18 protein-coding genes are annotated in these 18,049 nt (G+C 47.2%); 12 read left to right on the forward strand and 6 right to left on the reverse strand.

Features of this window, described 5'->3' with window-relative positions:
- Positions 1–2: 2 nt before the first annotated feature.
- The 4 genes from ASG33_RS06630 to ASG33_RS06645 all read right to left on the reverse strand — a co-directional run bounded on the left by ASG33_RS06630 (position 3) and on the right by ASG33_RS06645 (position 4,675).
- A complete protein-coding gene (locus ASG33_RS06630; protein WP_056281572.1) occupies positions 3–2,030 on the reverse strand; it encodes an OmpA family protein in 2,028 nt (675 codons plus the stop codon).
- 72 nt (positions 2,031–2,102) lie between these two features.
- Positions 2,103–3,422, reverse strand: a complete 1,320-nt coding sequence (locus ASG33_RS06635) for a DUF4038 domain-containing protein (protein WP_229238578.1) — start codon at positions 3,420–3,422, stop codon at positions 2,103–2,105.
- A gap of 23 nt (positions 3,423–3,445) precedes the next feature.
- Positions 3,446–4,093, reverse strand: a complete 648-nt coding sequence (gene rpe / locus ASG33_RS06640; RefSeq protein ID WP_056281574.1) for a ribulose-phosphate 3-epimerase — start codon at positions 4,091–4,093, stop codon at positions 3,446–3,448.
- A 54-nt stretch (positions 4,094–4,147) separates the two neighbouring features.
- Entirely contained in the window at positions 4,148–4,675 is a 528-nt protein-coding gene (locus ASG33_RS06645) for a Uma2 family endonuclease (RefSeq protein ID WP_056281576.1), read from the reverse strand.
- 160 nt (positions 4,676–4,835) lie between these two features.
- On the opposite strand from ASG33_RS06645, the gene ligA reads away from it, so the two are divergent.
- The 12 genes from ligA (at position 4,836) to ASG33_RS06705 (ending at position 17,113) form a co-directional block, all read left to right on the forward strand.
- Positions 4,836–6,926, forward strand: coding sequence for an NAD-dependent DNA ligase LigA (gene ligA, locus ASG33_RS06650; RefSeq protein WP_056281577.1), 2,091 nt, complete (start codon positions 4,836–4,838; stop codon positions 6,924–6,926).
- 63 nt (positions 6,927–6,989) lie between these two features.
- The gene (gene dapA, locus ASG33_RS06655; protein ID WP_056281579.1) at positions 6,990–7,880 is read left to right on the forward strand and encodes a 4-hydroxy-tetrahydrodipicolinate synthase; all 891 of its coding nucleotides are present in this window, start codon (positions 6,990–6,992) and stop codon (positions 7,878–7,880) included.
- The gene (locus ASG33_RS06660; RefSeq protein ID WP_056281580.1) at positions 7,880–8,941 is read left to right on the forward strand and encodes an aminotransferase class V-fold PLP-dependent enzyme; all 1,062 of its coding nucleotides are present in this window, start codon (positions 7,880–7,882) and stop codon (positions 8,939–8,941) included. The genes dapA and ASG33_RS06660 overlap by 1 nt, the downstream gene beginning before the upstream one ends.
- 67 nt (positions 8,942–9,008) lie before the next feature.
- Complete coding sequence (locus ASG33_RS06665; RefSeq protein ID WP_056281582.1) at positions 9,009–9,722, forward strand: NrtR DNA-binding winged helix domain-containing protein; 714 nt, start codon at positions 9,009–9,011, stop codon at positions 9,720–9,722.
- Between the two features lie 99 nt (positions 9,723–9,821).
- Positions 9,822–10,391 carry a MarC family protein gene (locus tag ASG33_RS06670; protein ID WP_056281585.1) on the forward strand — a complete coding sequence of 190 codons (570 nt, stop codon included), beginning with the start codon at positions 9,822–9,824 and terminating at the stop codon, positions 10,389–10,391.
- Between the two features lie 73 nt (positions 10,392–10,464).
- Entirely contained in the window at positions 10,465–10,929 is a 465-nt protein-coding gene (locus tag ASG33_RS06675) for a nucleoside triphosphate pyrophosphohydrolase family protein (protein ID WP_056281588.1), read from the forward strand.
- Between the two features lie 24 nt (positions 10,930–10,953).
- Complete coding sequence (pepT, locus tag ASG33_RS06680; protein WP_056281592.1) at positions 10,954–12,192, forward strand: peptidase T; 1,239 nt, start codon at positions 10,954–10,956, stop codon at positions 12,190–12,192.
- A 126-nt stretch (positions 12,193–12,318) separates the two neighbouring features.
- Positions 12,319–12,954 carry a viroplasmin family protein gene (locus tag ASG33_RS06685; protein ID WP_056281596.1) on the forward strand — a complete coding sequence of 212 codons (636 nt, stop codon included), beginning with the start codon at positions 12,319–12,321 and terminating at the stop codon, positions 12,952–12,954.
- Between the two features lie 4 nt (positions 12,955–12,958).
- Positions 12,959–13,681: a tRNA1(Val) (adenine(37)-N6)-methyltransferase gene (locus tag ASG33_RS06690; RefSeq protein WP_056281599.1), complete on the forward strand. Its 723-nt coding sequence runs from the start codon at positions 12,959–12,961 to the stop codon at positions 13,679–13,681.
- A gap of 60 nt (positions 13,682–13,741) precedes the next feature.
- Positions 13,742–14,713 carry a glycosyltransferase family 2 protein gene (locus tag ASG33_RS06695; protein ID WP_056281602.1) on the forward strand — a complete coding sequence of 324 codons (972 nt, stop codon included), beginning with the start codon at positions 13,742–13,744 and terminating at the stop codon, positions 14,711–14,713.
- A gap of 53 nt (positions 14,714–14,766) precedes the next feature.
- A complete protein-coding gene (locus ASG33_RS06700) occupies positions 14,767–15,378 on the forward strand; it encodes an inorganic pyrophosphatase (RefSeq protein ID WP_409012502.1) in 612 nt (203 codons plus the stop codon).
- A 139-nt stretch (positions 15,379–15,517) separates the two neighbouring features.
- Positions 15,518–17,113, forward strand: coding sequence for a peptide chain release factor 3 (locus tag ASG33_RS06705; RefSeq protein ID WP_056281605.1), 1,596 nt, complete (start codon positions 15,518–15,520; stop codon positions 17,111–17,113).
- A gap of 120 nt (positions 17,114–17,233) precedes the next feature.
- Here ASG33_RS06705 and ASG33_RS06710 read toward each other — a convergent pair whose 3' ends face one another.
- Both ASG33_RS06710 and ASG33_RS06715 read right to left on the reverse strand, forming a co-directional pair.
- The gene (locus tag ASG33_RS06710; protein ID WP_056281608.1) at positions 17,234–17,593 is read right to left on the reverse strand and encodes a periplasmic heavy metal sensor; all 360 of its coding nucleotides are present in this window, start codon (positions 17,591–17,593) and stop codon (positions 17,234–17,236) included.
- 90 nt (positions 17,594–17,683) lie between these two features.
- Positions 17,684–17,980 carry a hypothetical protein gene (locus tag ASG33_RS06715; protein WP_056281612.1) on the reverse strand — a complete coding sequence of 99 codons (297 nt, stop codon included), beginning with the start codon at positions 17,978–17,980 and terminating at the stop codon, positions 17,684–17,686.
- Positions 17,981–18,049: the final 69 nt, after the last annotated feature.

The raw sequence follows: 18,049 nt of genomic DNA on the forward strand, positions 1-18,049 counted from the left end.
TTTCAGATTTTAAGAATCGTAAATTCTACCCTGCGGTTCCGCTGGCGCGTTTGTTCGGTCTGGTTGCTTGCAATCGGCCTGGCCGGTCCCCAGGCTTTGGTTTGAATGCGTTTTTCTTCAATGCCTTTTGCGAGCAGGTACTTCTTCACTTCGGCCACCCGGTCAGCCGACAGCTTCACATTTTTTTGTACTTCACCCTGGTTATCCGTGTGTCCTTCCAGCAGTATTTCCATGGTCGGGTAAGTCTTCATCGCATTCACAATGCGGTCGAGCTCCGGAAAGGAAGTTTCTATCACAGTGGCACTGCTTTGTGCGAACATGGTGTTGCTCAGCCGAATCTGCGCTCCCTTTTTTACTGGTTGTAAATAAAGGTTTTTACGTATGGTTTTAAAACCGGTGTCACCCATCAGGTCTATTTCTTCTGAGATCGGGAAGTAACCTTCCCCGGAAGCGGCTACTTTGTAAACTTCTTTCAATGGCAAAATGAGCCGGTACTCGCCGGTTTCAGGATCAAAGGTCGCTTTGCTGAAAACCGAGTTATCTTTCTTGATCTCGGCAACAATCTCGGATTTGACCGGCTTGGTCGTTTCTGCCTCATACACATTGCCTGCTACGATCACCACAGGCTCCGGCTTGATCTCCGGCGACATTCTTATCCTGAAAATGTCCTCCGTACCCGGTGTTTTTTCGCTTGCGGCAAAGTATGCATAATCGCCGGTTGCAGGTACGTTCAGGTATGCATCCCACAAAGGCGAGTTAATAGAAGGTCCCAGGTTCTCCGGTTTCGACCATTTCAGCCAGGTATCGTCCAGCCTCCTTGTCAGGAAAATATCTCCGCGTCCGTAGCCGCTGTGCCCGAAGGAGGAAAAGTACAGCGTTTTATTGTCCAGCGCCAGAAAAGGAGTACCCTCGTCATCGGCCGAATTGATCAGAGAACCCAGGTTGCGCGGTTCTGTCCAGGTTTCATCTTTTTGTAAAAACGAAATATAAAGGTCTTTGCCGCCCTCAGTGTCCGGTCTTTGAATCGAAATGATCAGTACATTCTCAAATGGGGAAACGGTGATTTCAACACTCTCCGTTTTTTCAAGCATATTCAGGATCTTGGATTCTTTAGGAAAAGACCAGCCTGTCTTGGTTTTAAATGATTTGGAAAACCCGAAGTACATACTCCCGTCAGGACGGTACACATTGATCAGGTAAAGCGTTTTGCCGTCGGCTGAGATACTGGTCGCAGCATTGGGTCCCGCGTTATTGATCGGCGAACCCATATTCACTGCATTTGCCCACTGACCTTTCTCATTAGCTGTCGAAAACCAAACGTCCTGCATGGCCGGGTTACCTACATTGCCGGCGAAATTGCTGCGGGTGAAGAAAAGGGTTTTTCCATCTGGCGAAATGACCGGCGCCACGTCCTGACCGCTACTGTTAATCGCGCTACCCAGATTTTCCTTCTTTGACTTAAAGTCAATGCCTGTCGCTACATTGATGCGGGCTTCAATCGGTTCGAGACTTTCCGAAATCCCTACCGCGTCAATTTCATTAAAGCCTGACACTTTGCCGGTTTGCATCACCAGCTTCACTGCATTGACCATCAGGTTTTGTTGCTTTGGAAAAATCCGCAGCATCCGTCCTTTCACAGTTTGCTGACTGGCGGGCGCCTCCATTACGAGGTACTCTTTGCCCGAAGGATCGTAAGCATATACCCGCACAATCGCTCCCGGGTTAAAATTCTCAGCTATTGCAATCTGTTTTGCAGGAATGGCTTTTTCAAATCCGACTTTGATCCAGTCTTCACTTCTGTTGTCCGCCTCGGCGGGCGACCATGCACAGGGACTTGTCCCGAAATCGGGCAGCTTATTTGGTTCACCCAGGATTTGTTTGGCGCGGGAAGCGTGGCCGAATGCAGAAGGCCGTAATTCAGAAGAGTAGCCAAGTACTTTGCTGGCCCATATTACCTCCTGAGCTTCACTGTAATGGGGAAAAACGGAGGTAAGCAGGCAAAATGTAATAAATCGTGTCAGTAAATTCATGGGGGCGCTCCTTTCCGGCAGAGGCAAGTCAGTATCTAGTAATATTATTAAGAATACAGATGAATGCCAAACTTACTGTTTGGAGCCGATCAGCAATATCCAGTCCCAGCCGGGCTGTGAGTCGGGTGGTTGTACCACAACCTGTTCTGCCGTGCTGAACTTTCCGCCGTCCCACCTGCGGCCTGTCCGCGGACTGTACCAGACAGCGCCAAACTCACTTCCGTGCAAGTATTTCAGATCAACTTTGACGGGCCTGGACTCGGGCAGGTACATCATGCACATTCGTTTATTGGACAGGGAAACAATGCCGATATCGGCTTTGTCAATGGAGTCGGGCAGCAGGTCGGGCTTGTCGGGTTGCATGTATTCCCACGGGATACCTTTGAGGATTTTCACCAGCTCGTGAATGTACTCTGCGCCGTCTTTGGTGATATTGACTTTCCAGGTTGGATTGAAATTCTTGATCGTGCTCATGTGGCAAAATCCCGCTGCCGAGCTCATAATAGATTGGTAAGCCTGTGTCCGGATCAATGAAGACTGATCGGTTATCTCTCTTGGAAACTCAGAGTTTGCAATTAAAAATGGCCTTAATGTAGCTTCTGCCGAGTTTTTCTGCCAGTTGGCCAATGCAGCGTACTCGGAAGGAGTTACTGTTGAATCGGGGATAATGAATTTCAGACTCGAAAAATTCGAAGGGTTCTCATTCAGATTAGTAGGTGAGCAGGTATTCAGCGAAGCCAGTATCTGTCCCTCCGAAACCGACCTGATCCCTTCCGCAATCGCGCCAAATTGCGCCGCACTCTGGTATTCTTCTTCACTTACGATCCAGATAACGTTGGAATAACCGGCAAAAGCCTTGCCGACGTAGGTGCCGTACTCTTTCCACGCTGTTTCACTATGGGTGTCGAAAATAACGTTCCAGCTTTTTCTGGATACGACAATGCCCACGACCAGATTTCGCTCCCTGGCGGCTGCTATGATCTTGCCAAAATAGTCGAAGTATGCCTTATTGGGCTTGGTAATGTCATTGTTGATAAAAGGTGAGACCTTGTTGAAGTTTCGCTGGTTTGGCAGCATGGGCAGCAGCTGCACCAGGAAGGTGTTAAAGGATTGCGACTTCCTGATATCCATATATTGAACCGCCTCATTGTAGCTGAGCCGCCGCAGCATTTGCCAGGCCACGTCGGCTACCATCAGAAACGGAACCCCGTTATTGTCGGTAATATGCCTCCCGTTGGGGCTGATTTTCAATGGAAATTTGGGCGCAGCCTCCTGGGTTGACTTAAATGGATGCACAAAGCCCAGACAAAAGGCAATCAGTATTCCCAGGCATGCGGGTAAAAGCAACTGCGCGCGGCAGCTCCTGATTTTCTGTACCAAGTTCAAATTCAATTTGTGCGGAAGCTGAGATCTTACTAGCTGTTTCTTAACTTTTCGATTGTGGCCGCAGGATCATTTGAGTTAAAAACAAAGCTGCCAGCCACCAAAATGTCCACGCCTTCTTTAACAAGTTGTGGTGCATTGTCCAGATTAACGCCGCCATCTACCTCAATCTTGAATGAATACCCAAATTTTTCACGAAGTGCGCTCAGCTTTGCGATTTTTTTATAGGTATTTTCAATGAATTTCTGTCCGCCGAATCCCGGGTTGACAGACATAATCAGCACCAGGTCAACATCTTCCAGTATATCTGTAAGTAGCTCAACAGGCGTATGCGGGTTTAAGGCTATACCGGCTGACAAGCCAAGCTCTTTCAGATGCTGAATGTTCCGGTGCAGGTGCGTACAAGCTTCGTAATGAATGGTCAATCCCCAGGCACCGGCTTTCTTAAATGCTTCAAAGTAACGTTCCGGTTTTTCGATCATCAAATGGACATCGAGCGGCTTGCCGGCGTGCTTATGAACTGCTTCGCAAACGGGTATTCCAAAAGAGATATTGGGAACAAAGGCACCGTCCATCACATCTACGTGAATATATGCGGCCGAACTTGCATTCAGCATTTCAACATCGCGTTGCAGATTGCCGAAGTCGGCAGCTAGTATGGAAGGGGCAATTTCAGCCATTGGAAATCTTCTTTTTGTAAAAACGATATCCGGCGAAATTAGCGAATTACTTATTTAAATGTTGAAAATGGCTTTTGGCTGAGAATCAAAGTCTGGAAATACAGGGGTTTGAATCAGCTGCTCGCCACTAAAACTGCCATGCAAAAGATACTTTCCCAAATGCAATGTATAAACTTCAATCAATGCTTTTTCAGGAAACACAATCCAGTACTCTTTCACGCCATATCGCTCATAAATTTCCTTTTTTATAACGGTATCTATTCGGTACGAGCCTTTTGAAACTATTTCGAGCGCCATTGCTGGTGCGCCCCTGACCCAATCCTGCATGATATCAGCCTGCTCTTTTGCAACAAACAATATATCCGGTTGTAGCACATTGAATTTCTCTTCCAGGATCGTGTCCAAAGGCGCAGTGAAAACCTCTCCCAAATCATTGTCTTCAACATAAGTCGTTAGCGCGTGCAGCAATTTCCTGGAAACCCGATGATGAGAAAGCTTCGGACTAGGCGACATAACTTCCTCTCCGTTGATGATCTGCGTAAGATCTGGATTGTAAAATACGGTTGCTTCCATTGTTTTCATTTTCAGTGCCTTTTACGAAAATACATAAAATTGGAGCAGAATACATTTTGGCTTGCTAAGGTGTTTCTGTTTAGACGCTCGGATTGCAGGCAGGTCACATGGAATTACTAAAATTTCGAATAAATCTTAAATTTGGGCCGAATCCATAACGCCATTCCGCATGAGTCCCGAACAGCAGATCCAGGAGCTTACCGATAAGCTGAACCATTACAACTACCGCTATTACCAGGATAGCGTATCCGAAATCTCTGATTATGAGTTCGACCAGCTCTTAAAGCAGTTGAAGGCACTGGAAGACGCCAATCCGGAATTCAGGCAACCCGATTCACCGACGCAACGCGTGGGAGGGACGATCACAAAGTCGTTTAATACCGTGTACCACAGGTATCCCATGCTTTCGCTCGACAATACATATAATGAACAGGAATTACGCAACTTCGATGACCGCGTAAAGCGCGGACTCGATGGAGAGGCTTACGAATACATTTGCGAGCTCAAATTCGACGGTATATCCCTGAGTTTTACATACGAAAACGGCGTTCTGGTAAGAGGCGTAACGCGCGGCGATGGTACCAGAGGGGATGAGATTACAACCAATGTAAAGACCATCAGAACCTTGCCATTGCGCGTTAAATCGGACAAGCTGCCGCCATTGTTTGAAATCCGGGGAGAGGGTTTTATGCCGCTGAGCTCATTCCAGAAGCTGAATGAAGAAATGGACACGCTGGGTGAAAATCAGTATGCAAACCCGCGCAATGCGGCATCCGGCTCATTTAAATTGCAGGATTCTGCTGAGACTGCGCGCCGGCAGCTCGATTGTTACATTTATTCTTTTCTGTCTGATACTGCATTTTTCAAAAGTCACGAGGAAAGTCTGCTTGCGCTGAAATCCTGGGGCTTCAATGTTTCTCCCGGCTGGAAAAAGGTGAGCAATATCGATGAGGTAATCGCTTATATCCACGAATGGGAAGAGAAAAGAATGACGCTTCCGCTCGCGACCGACGGCATTGTAATCAAAGTCAATTCGTTTGAGCAGCAGCAGGAGCTGGGCTTTACAGCCAAGAGTCCGCGCTGGGCTATTTCATTTAAATATAAAGCAGAAAACAAGCCGGCTATCCTCCGAATGGTCACTTACCAGGTGGGAAGAACGGGCGCGATTACGCCGGTTGCGAACCTTTGTGATCTGACAGAACGTGCGCTCCCGTACAAAGATGTGAAAGGTGTGCATTTGTCGGGTACCCGCGTGAAAAGGGCGACGCTGCACAATGCAAACGAGCTGGAAAGATTGGGCGTAGAAATCGGGGACACCGTTTTTGTGGAAAAAAGCGGAGAGATCATTCCCAAAATCACGGGCGTGGACGTGACCCAGCGCGAACTGTTCCCCACTGAACCTATCGTATTTCCGACAAAATGCCCCGAATGTGGCTCCGAGCTGCAGCGGAATGAGGGAGAGGTTGCATTCTTTTGTCCGAACGACAGCCACTGCCCGCCTCAGCTGAAAGGCAGGATCGAGCATTTCATTCACCGGAAAGCAATGAACATCGAAAGTTTGGGCGAGGGTAAGATCGAGACGCTTTTTGACCTGGGGTTGGTAAATACGCCGGCAGATTTGTACGATCTTAATGAAGGGAATTTGCTGGGTATTGAGAAAAGTATTTTTAATGAAGAAACCGGGAAAACGAAGAAGATCAGTTTTCGTGAAAAAACGGTTGAAAATATTCTTAATGGAATTAAGTTATCGAAAACAGTACCTTTCAAAAATGTCCTTTTTGCGTTGGGTATCCGCTTTGTAGGCGCTACTGTAGCGGAAAAGCTGGCTACTTACTTCAAATCCATTGAAGCGCTCCGCAACGCAACCTACGATCAGCTGGTAGCGGTTCCGGAGATCGGCGGGCGCATTGCGATGAGCATTGAGTCTTATTTCAGCGTGCCCGAAAACCAGCAGCTCGTGGCCCGCCTGCAAGCCGCCGGGTTACAAATGGAGAGCAACGAAAAACCTGTAGAAAAGGAAAGTGATGTGCTGGAAGGTAAAACTTTCGTGATTTCAGGCGTATTTGAAAATTTTGAACGCGACGATCTGAAAGAGAAGATTGAAGCGAATGGAGGAAGGGTTTTGAGCGGCGTTTCGGGTAAACTCAACTACCTGCTGGCCGGAGCGAATATGGGTCCTTCCAAACTGGAAAAGGCACGCAAGCTCGGTGTGACAATTCTTTCGGAGGAAGAATTTTTGGCAATGATCGATAATAAGTAAGGTAAAACGACTTAGAAAGCTAACTTTGCGTTTTCGAAAATCAACCAATTATATAGTTTAATAATGCCATTGGACCAACGTTTCAAAGGGGTAGGTGCCGCATTGATCACTCCTTTCGATCAAGAGAATGAAGTAGATTATACAGGTTTGAAAAAGCTGATCGACCTGGTAAGTGAAGGCGGTAGCGACTACCTGGTCGTACAGGGAACAACCGGCGAATCGCCGACAGTATCTTCCCGCGAAAAACGTGAAATCCTGGCATTTACGATCAAGAACAACTACAAGTCGCTCCCGATCGTGTACGGTGTTGGCGGAAATGATACCCGCGCAGTACTGGAATGCATTAAAGAAACCGATTTCACCGGCGTCGACGCAATTCTTTCTGTTTGCCCGTATTATAATAAACCTACTCAGGACGGTATTATTGCGCATTTTACAGCAATTGCCGACGCTTCTCCTGTTCCTGTGCTGCTTTATAATGTTCCCGGCCGCACGGTTATCAATATGAAAGCGGATACGATTGTGAAGCTTTCTGCTCACCCCAATATCATCGGGATCAAGGATGCGGGCGGAAGTATAGAGCAAAGTATGGAGCTTGCCTCGCGTGTTCCCGACGATTTCCTGCTGCTTTCGGGGGACGATAACCTTGTTACTACCATGATCAGCGTGGGCTGGCACGGAGTTATTTCAGTTATCGCCAATGCATTTCCGAAAGAGTTTGGTGAACTAACCTGGCACGCGCTGGAAGGACGGTTCAGGGAAGCCGCCAGATTACAGCTCTCATTCCTGGAATTCGATACATTGCTTTACATCGAATCCAACCCGGTTGGGATCAAGAAATGCCTGGAAATTAAAGGAATATGTAGCTCAAACGTACGCTTGCCACTGTTGAAAGCTTCTCAGGAGCTTGGTGAAAAGCTTGAAAAAGCGATGATACGCGAAGGATTTATATAATGATTACATTTTATCCCGGGCCCTCCAAAGTTTACGATGAGGTTGGTCAATATTTGCAGGAAGCGGTTGAAAGTGGAGTGATCAGTGCGAACCACCGTAGTGGTTCCTTTATGCAAATGATGGAAGAAACCATCAGCAACCTGAAATCAAAACTGGACGTTCCTGCGGATTATGAAGTTTATTTTGTTTCCTCAGCCACTGAATGCTGGGAGATTATTGCGCAATCGCTGATCTCGGTGCCGAGCCTGCATATCTATAATGGTGCATTCGGCGAGAAGTGGATGGAATACACCCAGAAACTTACCTCCGGCGCAAGCGGGCTTTCATTCGATATGAATGAGCTTCCGGATCTTCCATTTGCCAGCAAACTGTCTGGCAGCGAGGTGATTTGTCTTACCCACAATGAAACATCCAACGGAACTGCGCTTCCTGCAGGTTTCCTGGAGTCTTTGAGATCAGAGGGCGATAACCTCATTGCGGTGGATGCGACTTCCTCTATGGCGGGCGTGGTACTTCCCTGGCAGTCAGCGGATATCTGGTATGCATCGGTGCAAAAATGCTTTGGACTTCCTGCGGGAATGGGCGTGATGATTGTTTCACCAAAAGCAATTGAACGCGCCGAGGAGATCGGAGAAAAGAAGCATTATAACAGTCTGCTTTTTATACGCGAGAACTTCCTCAAAAATCAGACTCCATTTACACCTAACACATTGTGTATCTACCTGCTCAACAAGATCATGCAGCAGGTAAAGCCCATCAGCGAGGTAGCTGAGCAAACCAAATTACGCAGTGCTGGCTGGTACCGGTTCCTGTCTTCCAACAAGTATAACCCGCTGGTAAAGAACGAAGCCGCCCGGTCTGAAACGGTGATCGCGGTGACCAACACGCCGCAGAAGATCACGGAGATCAAAGAAGCGGCCAGGAAGAACGGGATCACACTCGGGAACGGATATGGAAAACATAAGGATACCAGCTTCCGGATCGCGAATTTCCCTGCTATATCCGACCAGGAAATAGCGGCTTTGCAGTATTTTCTCGCTGAAATGGCGCGAAAGCAGTAATGAGTAGTAAACGGAAAGGTTTGTATTTAGTAAATAAAATCAACACCATTTCCCGCAATTTTAAGTTGTGCGTTTAGACCTATTAAAGCAATACCAGGCGCAAACAAAATGCCTCGTGGCCCTGGACTCCATCATTTTCGGCTTTGATGGGGAAGAATTAAAGTTACTGCTCGTTAAAAGGGGGATCGAAGATGAAGACCGGACCTGGTCTTTAATGGGCGGCTGGGTGCAGCCCGACGAAAGTCTGGAAGGCGCATCTTCCCGCATTCTGTTCGAACTTACCAATCTCAAAGACATTTACCTGGAACAGCTGCATACCTTCGGCAGCCCCGATCGCGATCCCGTAGAGCGCACAGTTTCAGTGGCTTATTTCGCATTGATTAATGTGGAGGATTACGCGCACAAGATTTCCAGGAATTTTGAGGCGCAATGGTTTTCGGTACAAGAGCTTCCAAAGCTGCTGTTTGACCACGGTTCCATGGTGGATATGGCGATCCAGCACCTGCGATACAAAGCCTCCCAGCACCCGATCGGATTTGAGCTGCTCCCCGAGAAATTCACTATTCCGCAATTACAGAAGCTTTACGAGGCAATTTTTGGAACTGAACTCGACAAGCGCAATTTCAGCCGCAAACTGCTGTCCACCAACTTACTGATCAAGCTCGACGAAAAGCAAAAGGGATACTCCAAAAAGGGCGCATTCTTTTACAAAATCGACGAAGAGAAGTACAAAAAGCAGTTTAACACCTTCCTGAACTTCCTTCCCGGAAGCGGCTCTTAATCAGTTACCGTGACGGTAATGACCTATTTTCGTCTTAATATATTAGACGAAATACAACGATTTTGAGCAACTTTGCGGTTCTACCTCAATGGTCGCCGCATGTTCAATTTCAAAGAAATCGTTTCCGTCACCCTCATTCTTTTCTCCGTGATTGACGTACTTGGCTCGCTGCCGGTAATTGTTGATTTCAGGAAAAGACTTGGCAAGATAGAATCTGAAAAAGCGACGATCACGGCCGGAATCATCATGGTCGTGTTTCTTTTTTTGGGCGAAAGGCTGCTGAGTCTTTTTGGGGTAGATGTGGCTTCTTTCGCCATTGCGGGTGCGATTATCCTCTTTTTGTTGGGATTGGAAATGATCCTGGGTAGGAACATTTTCAAGCACGATAACATTGATGTGGGCGTTGCCTCCATTGTTCCGATCGCCTTTCCCATTATTGCCGGGGCTGCTACCATGACCACCTTACTCGCATTGCGTTCCGCTTACCAGATCCAGAACATTCTCGTCGGCATCCTGCTCAACCTGTTCTTCGTGTACCTGGTTTTGAAATCATCGACCTGGATTGAAAAAAAGCTCGGTCAGGGTGGTACGGATGTACTCCGGAAAATTTTCGGGATCATCCTGCTGGCGATCGCAATCAAATTGTTCAAGACCAATCTGGTTTTGTAAAAGAAAATCCCGCGGTGTAGTCACATTTGACACTCAATAATCAAATATTTAAACTAACAGAAAGTATATAGCAATGCAACAACTGGATAGCCTTAACCAAGTCGCCGAATTTCACAAAACATTCAAACACCCGATCGTAGCCGCACCTGCTATCCCGTCAGAAGAGCGCAGCCGGTTGCGTGTGGCGCTGTTGGCGGAGGAATTGAAAGAGCTCGAAGTAGCTATTCTTGAAAAGGACATTGTTGAAGTAGCAGACGCACTTTGCGATTTACAATATGTATTATCAGGCGCTGTGCTGGAATTTGGATTAGGCGAAAAATTCAGGGAGCTGTTTGACGAGGTACAGCGCTCGAATATGTCAAAAGCCTGTCTGACAGTGGAGGAAGCAGAAGCGACCGTAGCACATTATCAGGCAAAAGGTACAGAGTGTTATTTTAAAGAAGATAATGGTAAGTATCTGGTATACAGAACTTCCGACGATAAGACTTTGAAAAATATCAACTACTCGCCGGCTGATCTGGCTTCCATTATCGGTTAATCTCGTTCTCAAACAGATTTCAATATGAAAACATCAGTTCTCGAACGGTTTCTCAGGTATGTGCAGATCGATACGCAATCAGACCCCGAATCTGAAAGCTTCCCGAGTACAGCCAAACAGCGCGACCTGAGCAACTTACTCGCGGTGGAATTGCTTCAGATGGGTGTTTCTGACGCGCATGTAGACGAGCACGGTTACGTGTATGCGACCATTCCATCGAATTCCGGCAAAACCAATGTGCCCGTGATTTGCTTTTGCTCGCACGTGGATACATCCCCGGATGTCACCGGCGCGAATGTGAAGCCGATTGTGCACGAGAACTGGGATGGGACCGACATTGTGCTTCCTGACGATCATACACAGGTTTTAAGACCAGGGGAATTACACGACCTGGATCAGCAGATCGGAAACGACATTGTTACAGCCAGCGGAAAAACCCTGCTCGGCGCCGACAACAAAGCAGGTGTGGCCGAAATAATGGCCGCTGCCGAGTACCTGATCAACCACCCTGAGATCAGGCACGGGGAAATCAAGATACTTTTTACGCCCGATGAGGAAGTTGGTCGTGGTACAGAGCGGGTTGACCTGGCTAAACTGGGAGCTCACTATGGATACACGGTTGACGGTGAAGCTGCCGGAACACTTGAAAACGAGACTTTCTCTGCTGACGGCGTGAAAATCACGATCAGCGGCGTGAGTACCCACCCCGGGTACGCGCTCGGAAAGTTGGAGAACGCAGTGAAGATAGCCGCAGATATCATCGCGCGTTTGCCGAAAGATACATTGTCACCGGAAACGACCGAAAACAAGGAGGGCTTCATTCACCCGACACATATAGAAGGTATCCAGGAGAAAGTGACACTCGGCTTTATTATACGGGATTTCACAACAGCCGGTCTGCACGAAAAAGAGGAATACCTCAAAAGCATAGTGGACGAAGTGCTGAAAGCTTATCCCAACTCCACAGCTGACTTTAAGGTGCAGGAGCAATACCGCAATATGAAGGAGGTTCTGGACAAATACCCAGAGATTATCGCTCATGCAGAGGAAGCAATGCGACGCGCGGGACTCAATCCCGTTTGCAGAAGCATCCGAGGCGGTACCGACGGTTCCCGCCTGTCATTCATGGGCTTACCCTGCCCCAACATTTTCGCCGGCGAACACGCATTCCATTCGAAATTAGAATGGGTATCAGTGCAGGATATGGAAAAAGCCGTGGAAACGATAGTCAATATTTGTTGCGTTTGGGAAGAGAAGCGTTAGAGGGAGGATGGAGGACGGAGGAAAGGGAGGATAGAAGTTGAGGTTATGAGTTTATATTCCTTTCCTCCATTCTCCCCTTCCTCCTTCCTCCCTTCCCAAATCAATCATTCATTCATAATTAAAAAGATGTCTCAAAAGAAGACCAAATTTTACGTAGTGTGGCAGGGCAGGAAGACCGGGGTTTTCACGGACTGGAAAGAATGTGAAGCCCAGATCAAAGGCTTTGAAGATGCGCGCTACAAGTCTTTTGAATCCATTGAAGAGGCAGAGAAGGCGATACAGCGGGATTACTGGGAGTTTGTGACAAAAAAAGAGAGTAAACCTGTGTTGAAAGAGGCGCCTGCTTCGGTAGGTAAGCCCATCAAGAACAGTATCATTGTGGACGCAGCCTGGAACACTGCGACCGGCGATATGGAGTACCAGGGGATTTACTATGCAACCGGGAAACGGATTTTTTTGCAGGGACCTTTTAAAGACGGTACCAACAACATTGGCGAGTTTCTGGCGATCGTACATGCGCTGGCTTACTTGCAGAAAAACGAAAGTGACCTTCCCATTTACAGCGATTCACGCACTGCGATCGGCTGGATCAAGAAAAAGCATGCGAATACCAAGCTGGCATTGACACCCAGAAACAAGCCCGTCTTTGAAATGCTCCAACGCGCTGAAAGGTGGCTTGCCAGTAATACTTATCCTAACAAAATCCTGAAATGGGAAACGGAGTACTGGGGCGAGAACCCTGCGGACTTTGGAAGAAAATGAAATAATGGCCAGAAACACACATTTCCAGTTCAAGCAATTTACTGTGCAGCAGGACCAATGCGCCATGAAAGTGTGCACGGACGCTTGCGTGCTCGGCGCCTGGGTGGACGTTGAGAATGCAGACAGGATACTTGACATTGGAAGCGGAACAGGATTACTGTCGTTAATGGTTGCGCAAAGAAATACATACGCAGCTATCGACGCCGTTGAAATTGAGGCCGAGGCTTTTTATCAGGCCGGTGAAAATGTGGAAAACAGTCCGTTCAATGGGCGAATTACATTGTTTCATGCTGCCATTCAGGATTTTACTTCGGAGCATTTATATGATCTGATTATCACAAATCCGCCATTCTTCCAGTCCGATCTGCGTTCTCCTGCCGGGAAGGTGAACCTGGCGCATCATGCAGAAGCACTTGATTTTGTATCCCTGTTGGCATCAATCAAAAGGCTTCTTGCGCCCGAAGGCAGGTTTGTGATTTTGTTGCCGGTAGATGAAGGAAATCAGTTCAGGAAAATGGCAGCTGAACAAAATTGGCGACTGGACCAGGAACTAACCCTTTTTCACCAAACTGACAAAAAGGCTTTCCGTGTTTTAATGGAGTTTAGAAATGCAGCCAGCCCCACGCGTGATACAGTAACCGAAACCCTGAACATCTACCAGGAAGACGGAATTACGCACGATCCGAAATTCAGGGAGCTGCTGAAAGACTTTTATTTAAAATTTTGATCGGGAAAAAAGCGAACTTTGCGGCATTATAAATCCAGTCCGCGCCATTGCAGATTATTCATGACCCATTCAGCTATCCAGATATCCGTTATTGTTCCGCTTTATAATGAAGACGAATCACTCCCAGAGCTTAGTGAATGGATTGGCCGGGTGATGAACGAAAATGGGTTTTCCTACGAAATACTGTTCATAGATGACGGTAGTAAAGACCAATCCTGGGAGGTTATCTCCCGGCTTTCATTAGAAAATGCCAGCATTCGCGGCTTCCGGTTTGTTCGTAATTATGGGAAAACAGCCGCATTACAAACAGGTTTCCAGGCTGCAAGAGGCGATGTAATTATCACAATGGATGCCGATTTGCAGGATAGTCCTGATGAAATCCCCGAGCTGTACCGGATGATCACGCAGGAGCGGTACGATCTCGTTTCGGGCTGGAAAAAGAAACGCTTCGATCCCGTTACCAAAACAATCCCTACCAAAATCTTCAATGCAGCAACCAGGAGTATTTCGGGTGTGTATCTGCATGATTTTAACTGCGGGCTGAAAGCGTACCGTAAAGAGGTGGTCAAGAACATCACGATCTACGGCGAAATGCACCGTTACATTCCGGTAATCGCCAAATGGAATGGCTTTGCCAAAATAGGGGAGAAGGTTGTGCAGCATCGTCCACGTAAATACGGGCACACCAAATTTGGTCTGGAACGCTTTATTTTTGGCTTTCTTGACTTGCTTTCAATTGCCTTTGTGAATAAGTTTGGGCGTCGGCCGATGCATTTATTCGGTAGTCTGGGAACCCTTATGTTTTTTCTGGGAACCATTATAGCATTCTGGCTTCTTGGTAAGAAAATATACAATATTTACCATTTGCTGCCTTACCGTAATGTAACCGACAACCCATTATTTTTCCTCGCGCTTGTTGCGATCATGGTCGGTTCCCAGTTATTTCTTGCAGGTTTTCTGGGTGAGCTCTTTGTTAAACAATCTGTTTCCAAAACAGGTGACTACAACATTTCTGAGCGGGTGGGGAATTGAAACTGAATTTATTTAATCAAAAAAGATAAAAAATATTACCTATTACACAGATAATGATCGCTAACGTACACAAAGCACATCCCTGGCATGGAATTCCAATGGGAGACAACGCACCCGAGCTTGTAACTGCATTTATTGAAATTGTTCCTACTGATACAGTAAAATACGAAATAGATAAAGCGACAGGTTACCTGATGATCGACCGGCCGCAAAAGTACTCCAACATCGTTCCCGCGCTTTACGGCTTTATTCCAAAAACTTACTGTGCCGACAAAATCGCTGCATTGGCGCGCGAGCGTTCAGGTCGCGATGTGACCGAGGGCGATGGTGACCCGCTGGATATCCTGGTATTATGCGAAAAGATCATTTCACACGGGGATATCCTTTGTACAGCCAAGCCAATCGGCGGAATTCGCCTGATCGACGGCGGCGAAGCAGATGACAAGATCATTGCTGTGTTAAAAGGAGATGAAGTTTACGGTGGATTTTCTGATATCGCTGAATTGCCTGAGGGTATCGTAGAGCGTTTGAAACACTACTTCCTTACTTACAAAAACCTTCCGGGAGAAGCTGCTCACATTGAAATCACCAATGTTTATGGTCGCGATGAGGCATTGGAAGTAATCATGACCTCTGTGGAAGATTACAAACATTCATTCTACTGAGCGTCTGATTTACAGCCAGAATAGCAGTATAACAATGGAATATTCGAGCCGTTTCCGATAGGGACGGCTCTTCTTTTATTCGTATCTTTGCGGAAATTTTGAATTATCAGAATCTCTGAAATCAGTATCTCCATACTTCATGAGTAATATACAGGAAATAAAAAAGCGCCGCACATTTGCGATCATCAGCCACCCCGATGCTGGGAAGACAACCCTCACGGAAAAGCTGCTGCTATTCGGTGGCGCGATCCAGACGGCCGGGGCGGTTAAGTCAAATAAAATCAAGAAAACAGCGACCTCCGACTTTATGGAGATCGAAAAACAAAGGGGTATCTCGGTGGCTACTTCCGTGATGACCTTTGAATACAAAGACCTGCTGATCAATATCCTTGATACACCAGGTCATAAGGATTTTGCAGAAGATACTTACCGGACATTAACGGCTGTCGATAGTGTAATCCTCGTTGTGGATTGCGTGAAAGGCGTTGAGGAACAAACGGAAAGATTAATGGAAGTGTGCCGGATGCGCAATACGCCCGTTATCATTTTCATCAACAAGCTCGACCGCGAAGGTCAGAACCCGTTTGAACTGCTGGATGAACTTGAAAGCAAGCTGAGCATCCGCGTTCGTCCGCTCACGTGGCCGATCAATATGGGAGCCAATTTTAAGGGAGTTTACAGCTTGTACGAACAAATGCTGTATTTCTTTAAGATTAATAAGACCAAAATCGAAAGCAATGTTGCCAAGGTAAGTCTGGACGATGAAAGCCTGGTGGACCTGGTAGGAGAAAAAGATGCAGAGCAGCTGACTGAGGATGTGGAGTTGGTAGAAGGTGTGTACGATGCATTTTCGGAGGAAGCATACCAGAAAGGCGAGCTGGCACCCGTATTTTTCGGCAGTGCGATCAATAACTTTGGTATCAAAGAATTGCTCGATACGTTTTGCGAAATATCGCCCATTCCACAGCCGCGTCCCACAGATGTGCGCGAAGTAGAACCTACTGAACCAAAATTTACAGGTTTTGTATTCAAAATCCACGCGAACCTTGATCCGCGGCACCGCGACCGCATTGCATTCCTGCGCATTTGTTCAGGTAAGTTTGAGCGCGGTAAGTTTTACAAGCATGTGCGATTGGGTAAAGAAGTACGGTTTTCAAGTCCGTTTACATTTATGGCTTCTGATAAAAGCGTGATGGACGAAGGTTTCCCGGGAGACGTGGTGGGACTTTACGATACGGGTAACTTCAAGATAGGCGATACCCTGACAGAAGGGGAAAGCCTGCAATTCTCGGGGATCCCAAGTTTTTCTCCTGAGATATTTAAAGAGCTCATTAACATGGACCCGATGAAGTCCAAGCAATTGGAAAAAGGGATTCAGCAGCTTACAGACGAAGGTGTCGCCCAGCTTTTTACATTGGATCTGGGTAACAGGAAGATTGTGGGTACGGTGGGAGAACTACAATTTGACGTAATCCAATACCGGCTCGAACACGAATACGGCGCCAAATGCCGCTGGGTACCCATGAACATTTCCCGCGCCTGCTGGCTTACCGCCGACGAAAAGCCGGCAATGGATCAGTTTATCAGACTCAAAGGAAACCAGATCGCCTACGACAAAGACCGCAACCCAGTTTTCCTAGCCGAATCAGAATGGATGATCCGCATGAACCGCGAGAATAATCCAGCCATTCATTTCCATTTTACTTCGGAGTTTAAGACAGAAATGGCGATTTAGGCGATGAATGAATGAATTTGTCATGCTGAGCTACTTTGTCATGCTGAGCGCAGTCGAAGCACAATGCACTATGCTTCGACCGCCCGGCGGCCCGGTGCGCTCAGCATGACAAAAGCTAACTTACCTCTTCGGCCGGTCGCCCCGCATTCCTCTTCTGTCTTCCAGCATGGTTTTGTATTTTTCCTGCTGCTCCACTGTCAGTATTTTCGACAGCTCGTTGTTGAAGGTTTCCATTGAAGCGCGCATTTCTGTGCGGTCTGCATTTTGTGCGTTTCTTAACTCCTGCATTTTCTGGGCACGGGCAAGGCTCAGGTTGTAAACCTGCTTCTTCTGGTCTTCTGATAAGTTCAGATTCTCGGTGAGCGTTTTGGTCTGGTTTTCGGCACGCTGCTCCGCTGTCATATTGCCTCCTCCCTGACGCTGTGCAAATCCAGCGAGAGTCGTGAAGGTCAATAGAAATACAAACACGATTTTCTTCATGGTTTTTTCATTTAGATACCAGGGTTAGAGTCAAAAACCGTGCTTGGGTTTAAGCGGGTATATTATTAATTATCAGGAACAAAGAAGTAGTCAGGCAGTTTCCAGCAATGTGCGCGTCAGGCTTTCCCATTCTTCTTTCAATGAGCCTTTGAAAACATCAGCTCCTGCGCGCCGGTACCAGTAACCTGCATTGAATGTATCGCCTTCGACCCTGTGCAGGTAGGCGTGCAGGCGATCGTACTCCCGCGTTCCTTCTGCGCTCTGTGCAATGTTATGTGCCGCTTCCCAGTCGCCTTTGGCATCATACCAAAGTGCTTTCAGTAGTTCCGGAATGCCTGCCGGTGGTATTTTGAGTGCGAGTGATTCTTTGAATTGCTCGTAGGTCATAGCGGGATTAGTTCTGTTTTTGAATAAAAGAGTGTTTGCAAAAAACTGAAAAAATAAGTCAACATGAAA

It is taken from the genome of Dyadobacter sp. Leaf189, from assembly GCF_001424405.1.
GTDB lineage: Bacteria > Bacteroidota > Bacteroidia > Cytophagales > Spirosomataceae > Dyadobacter.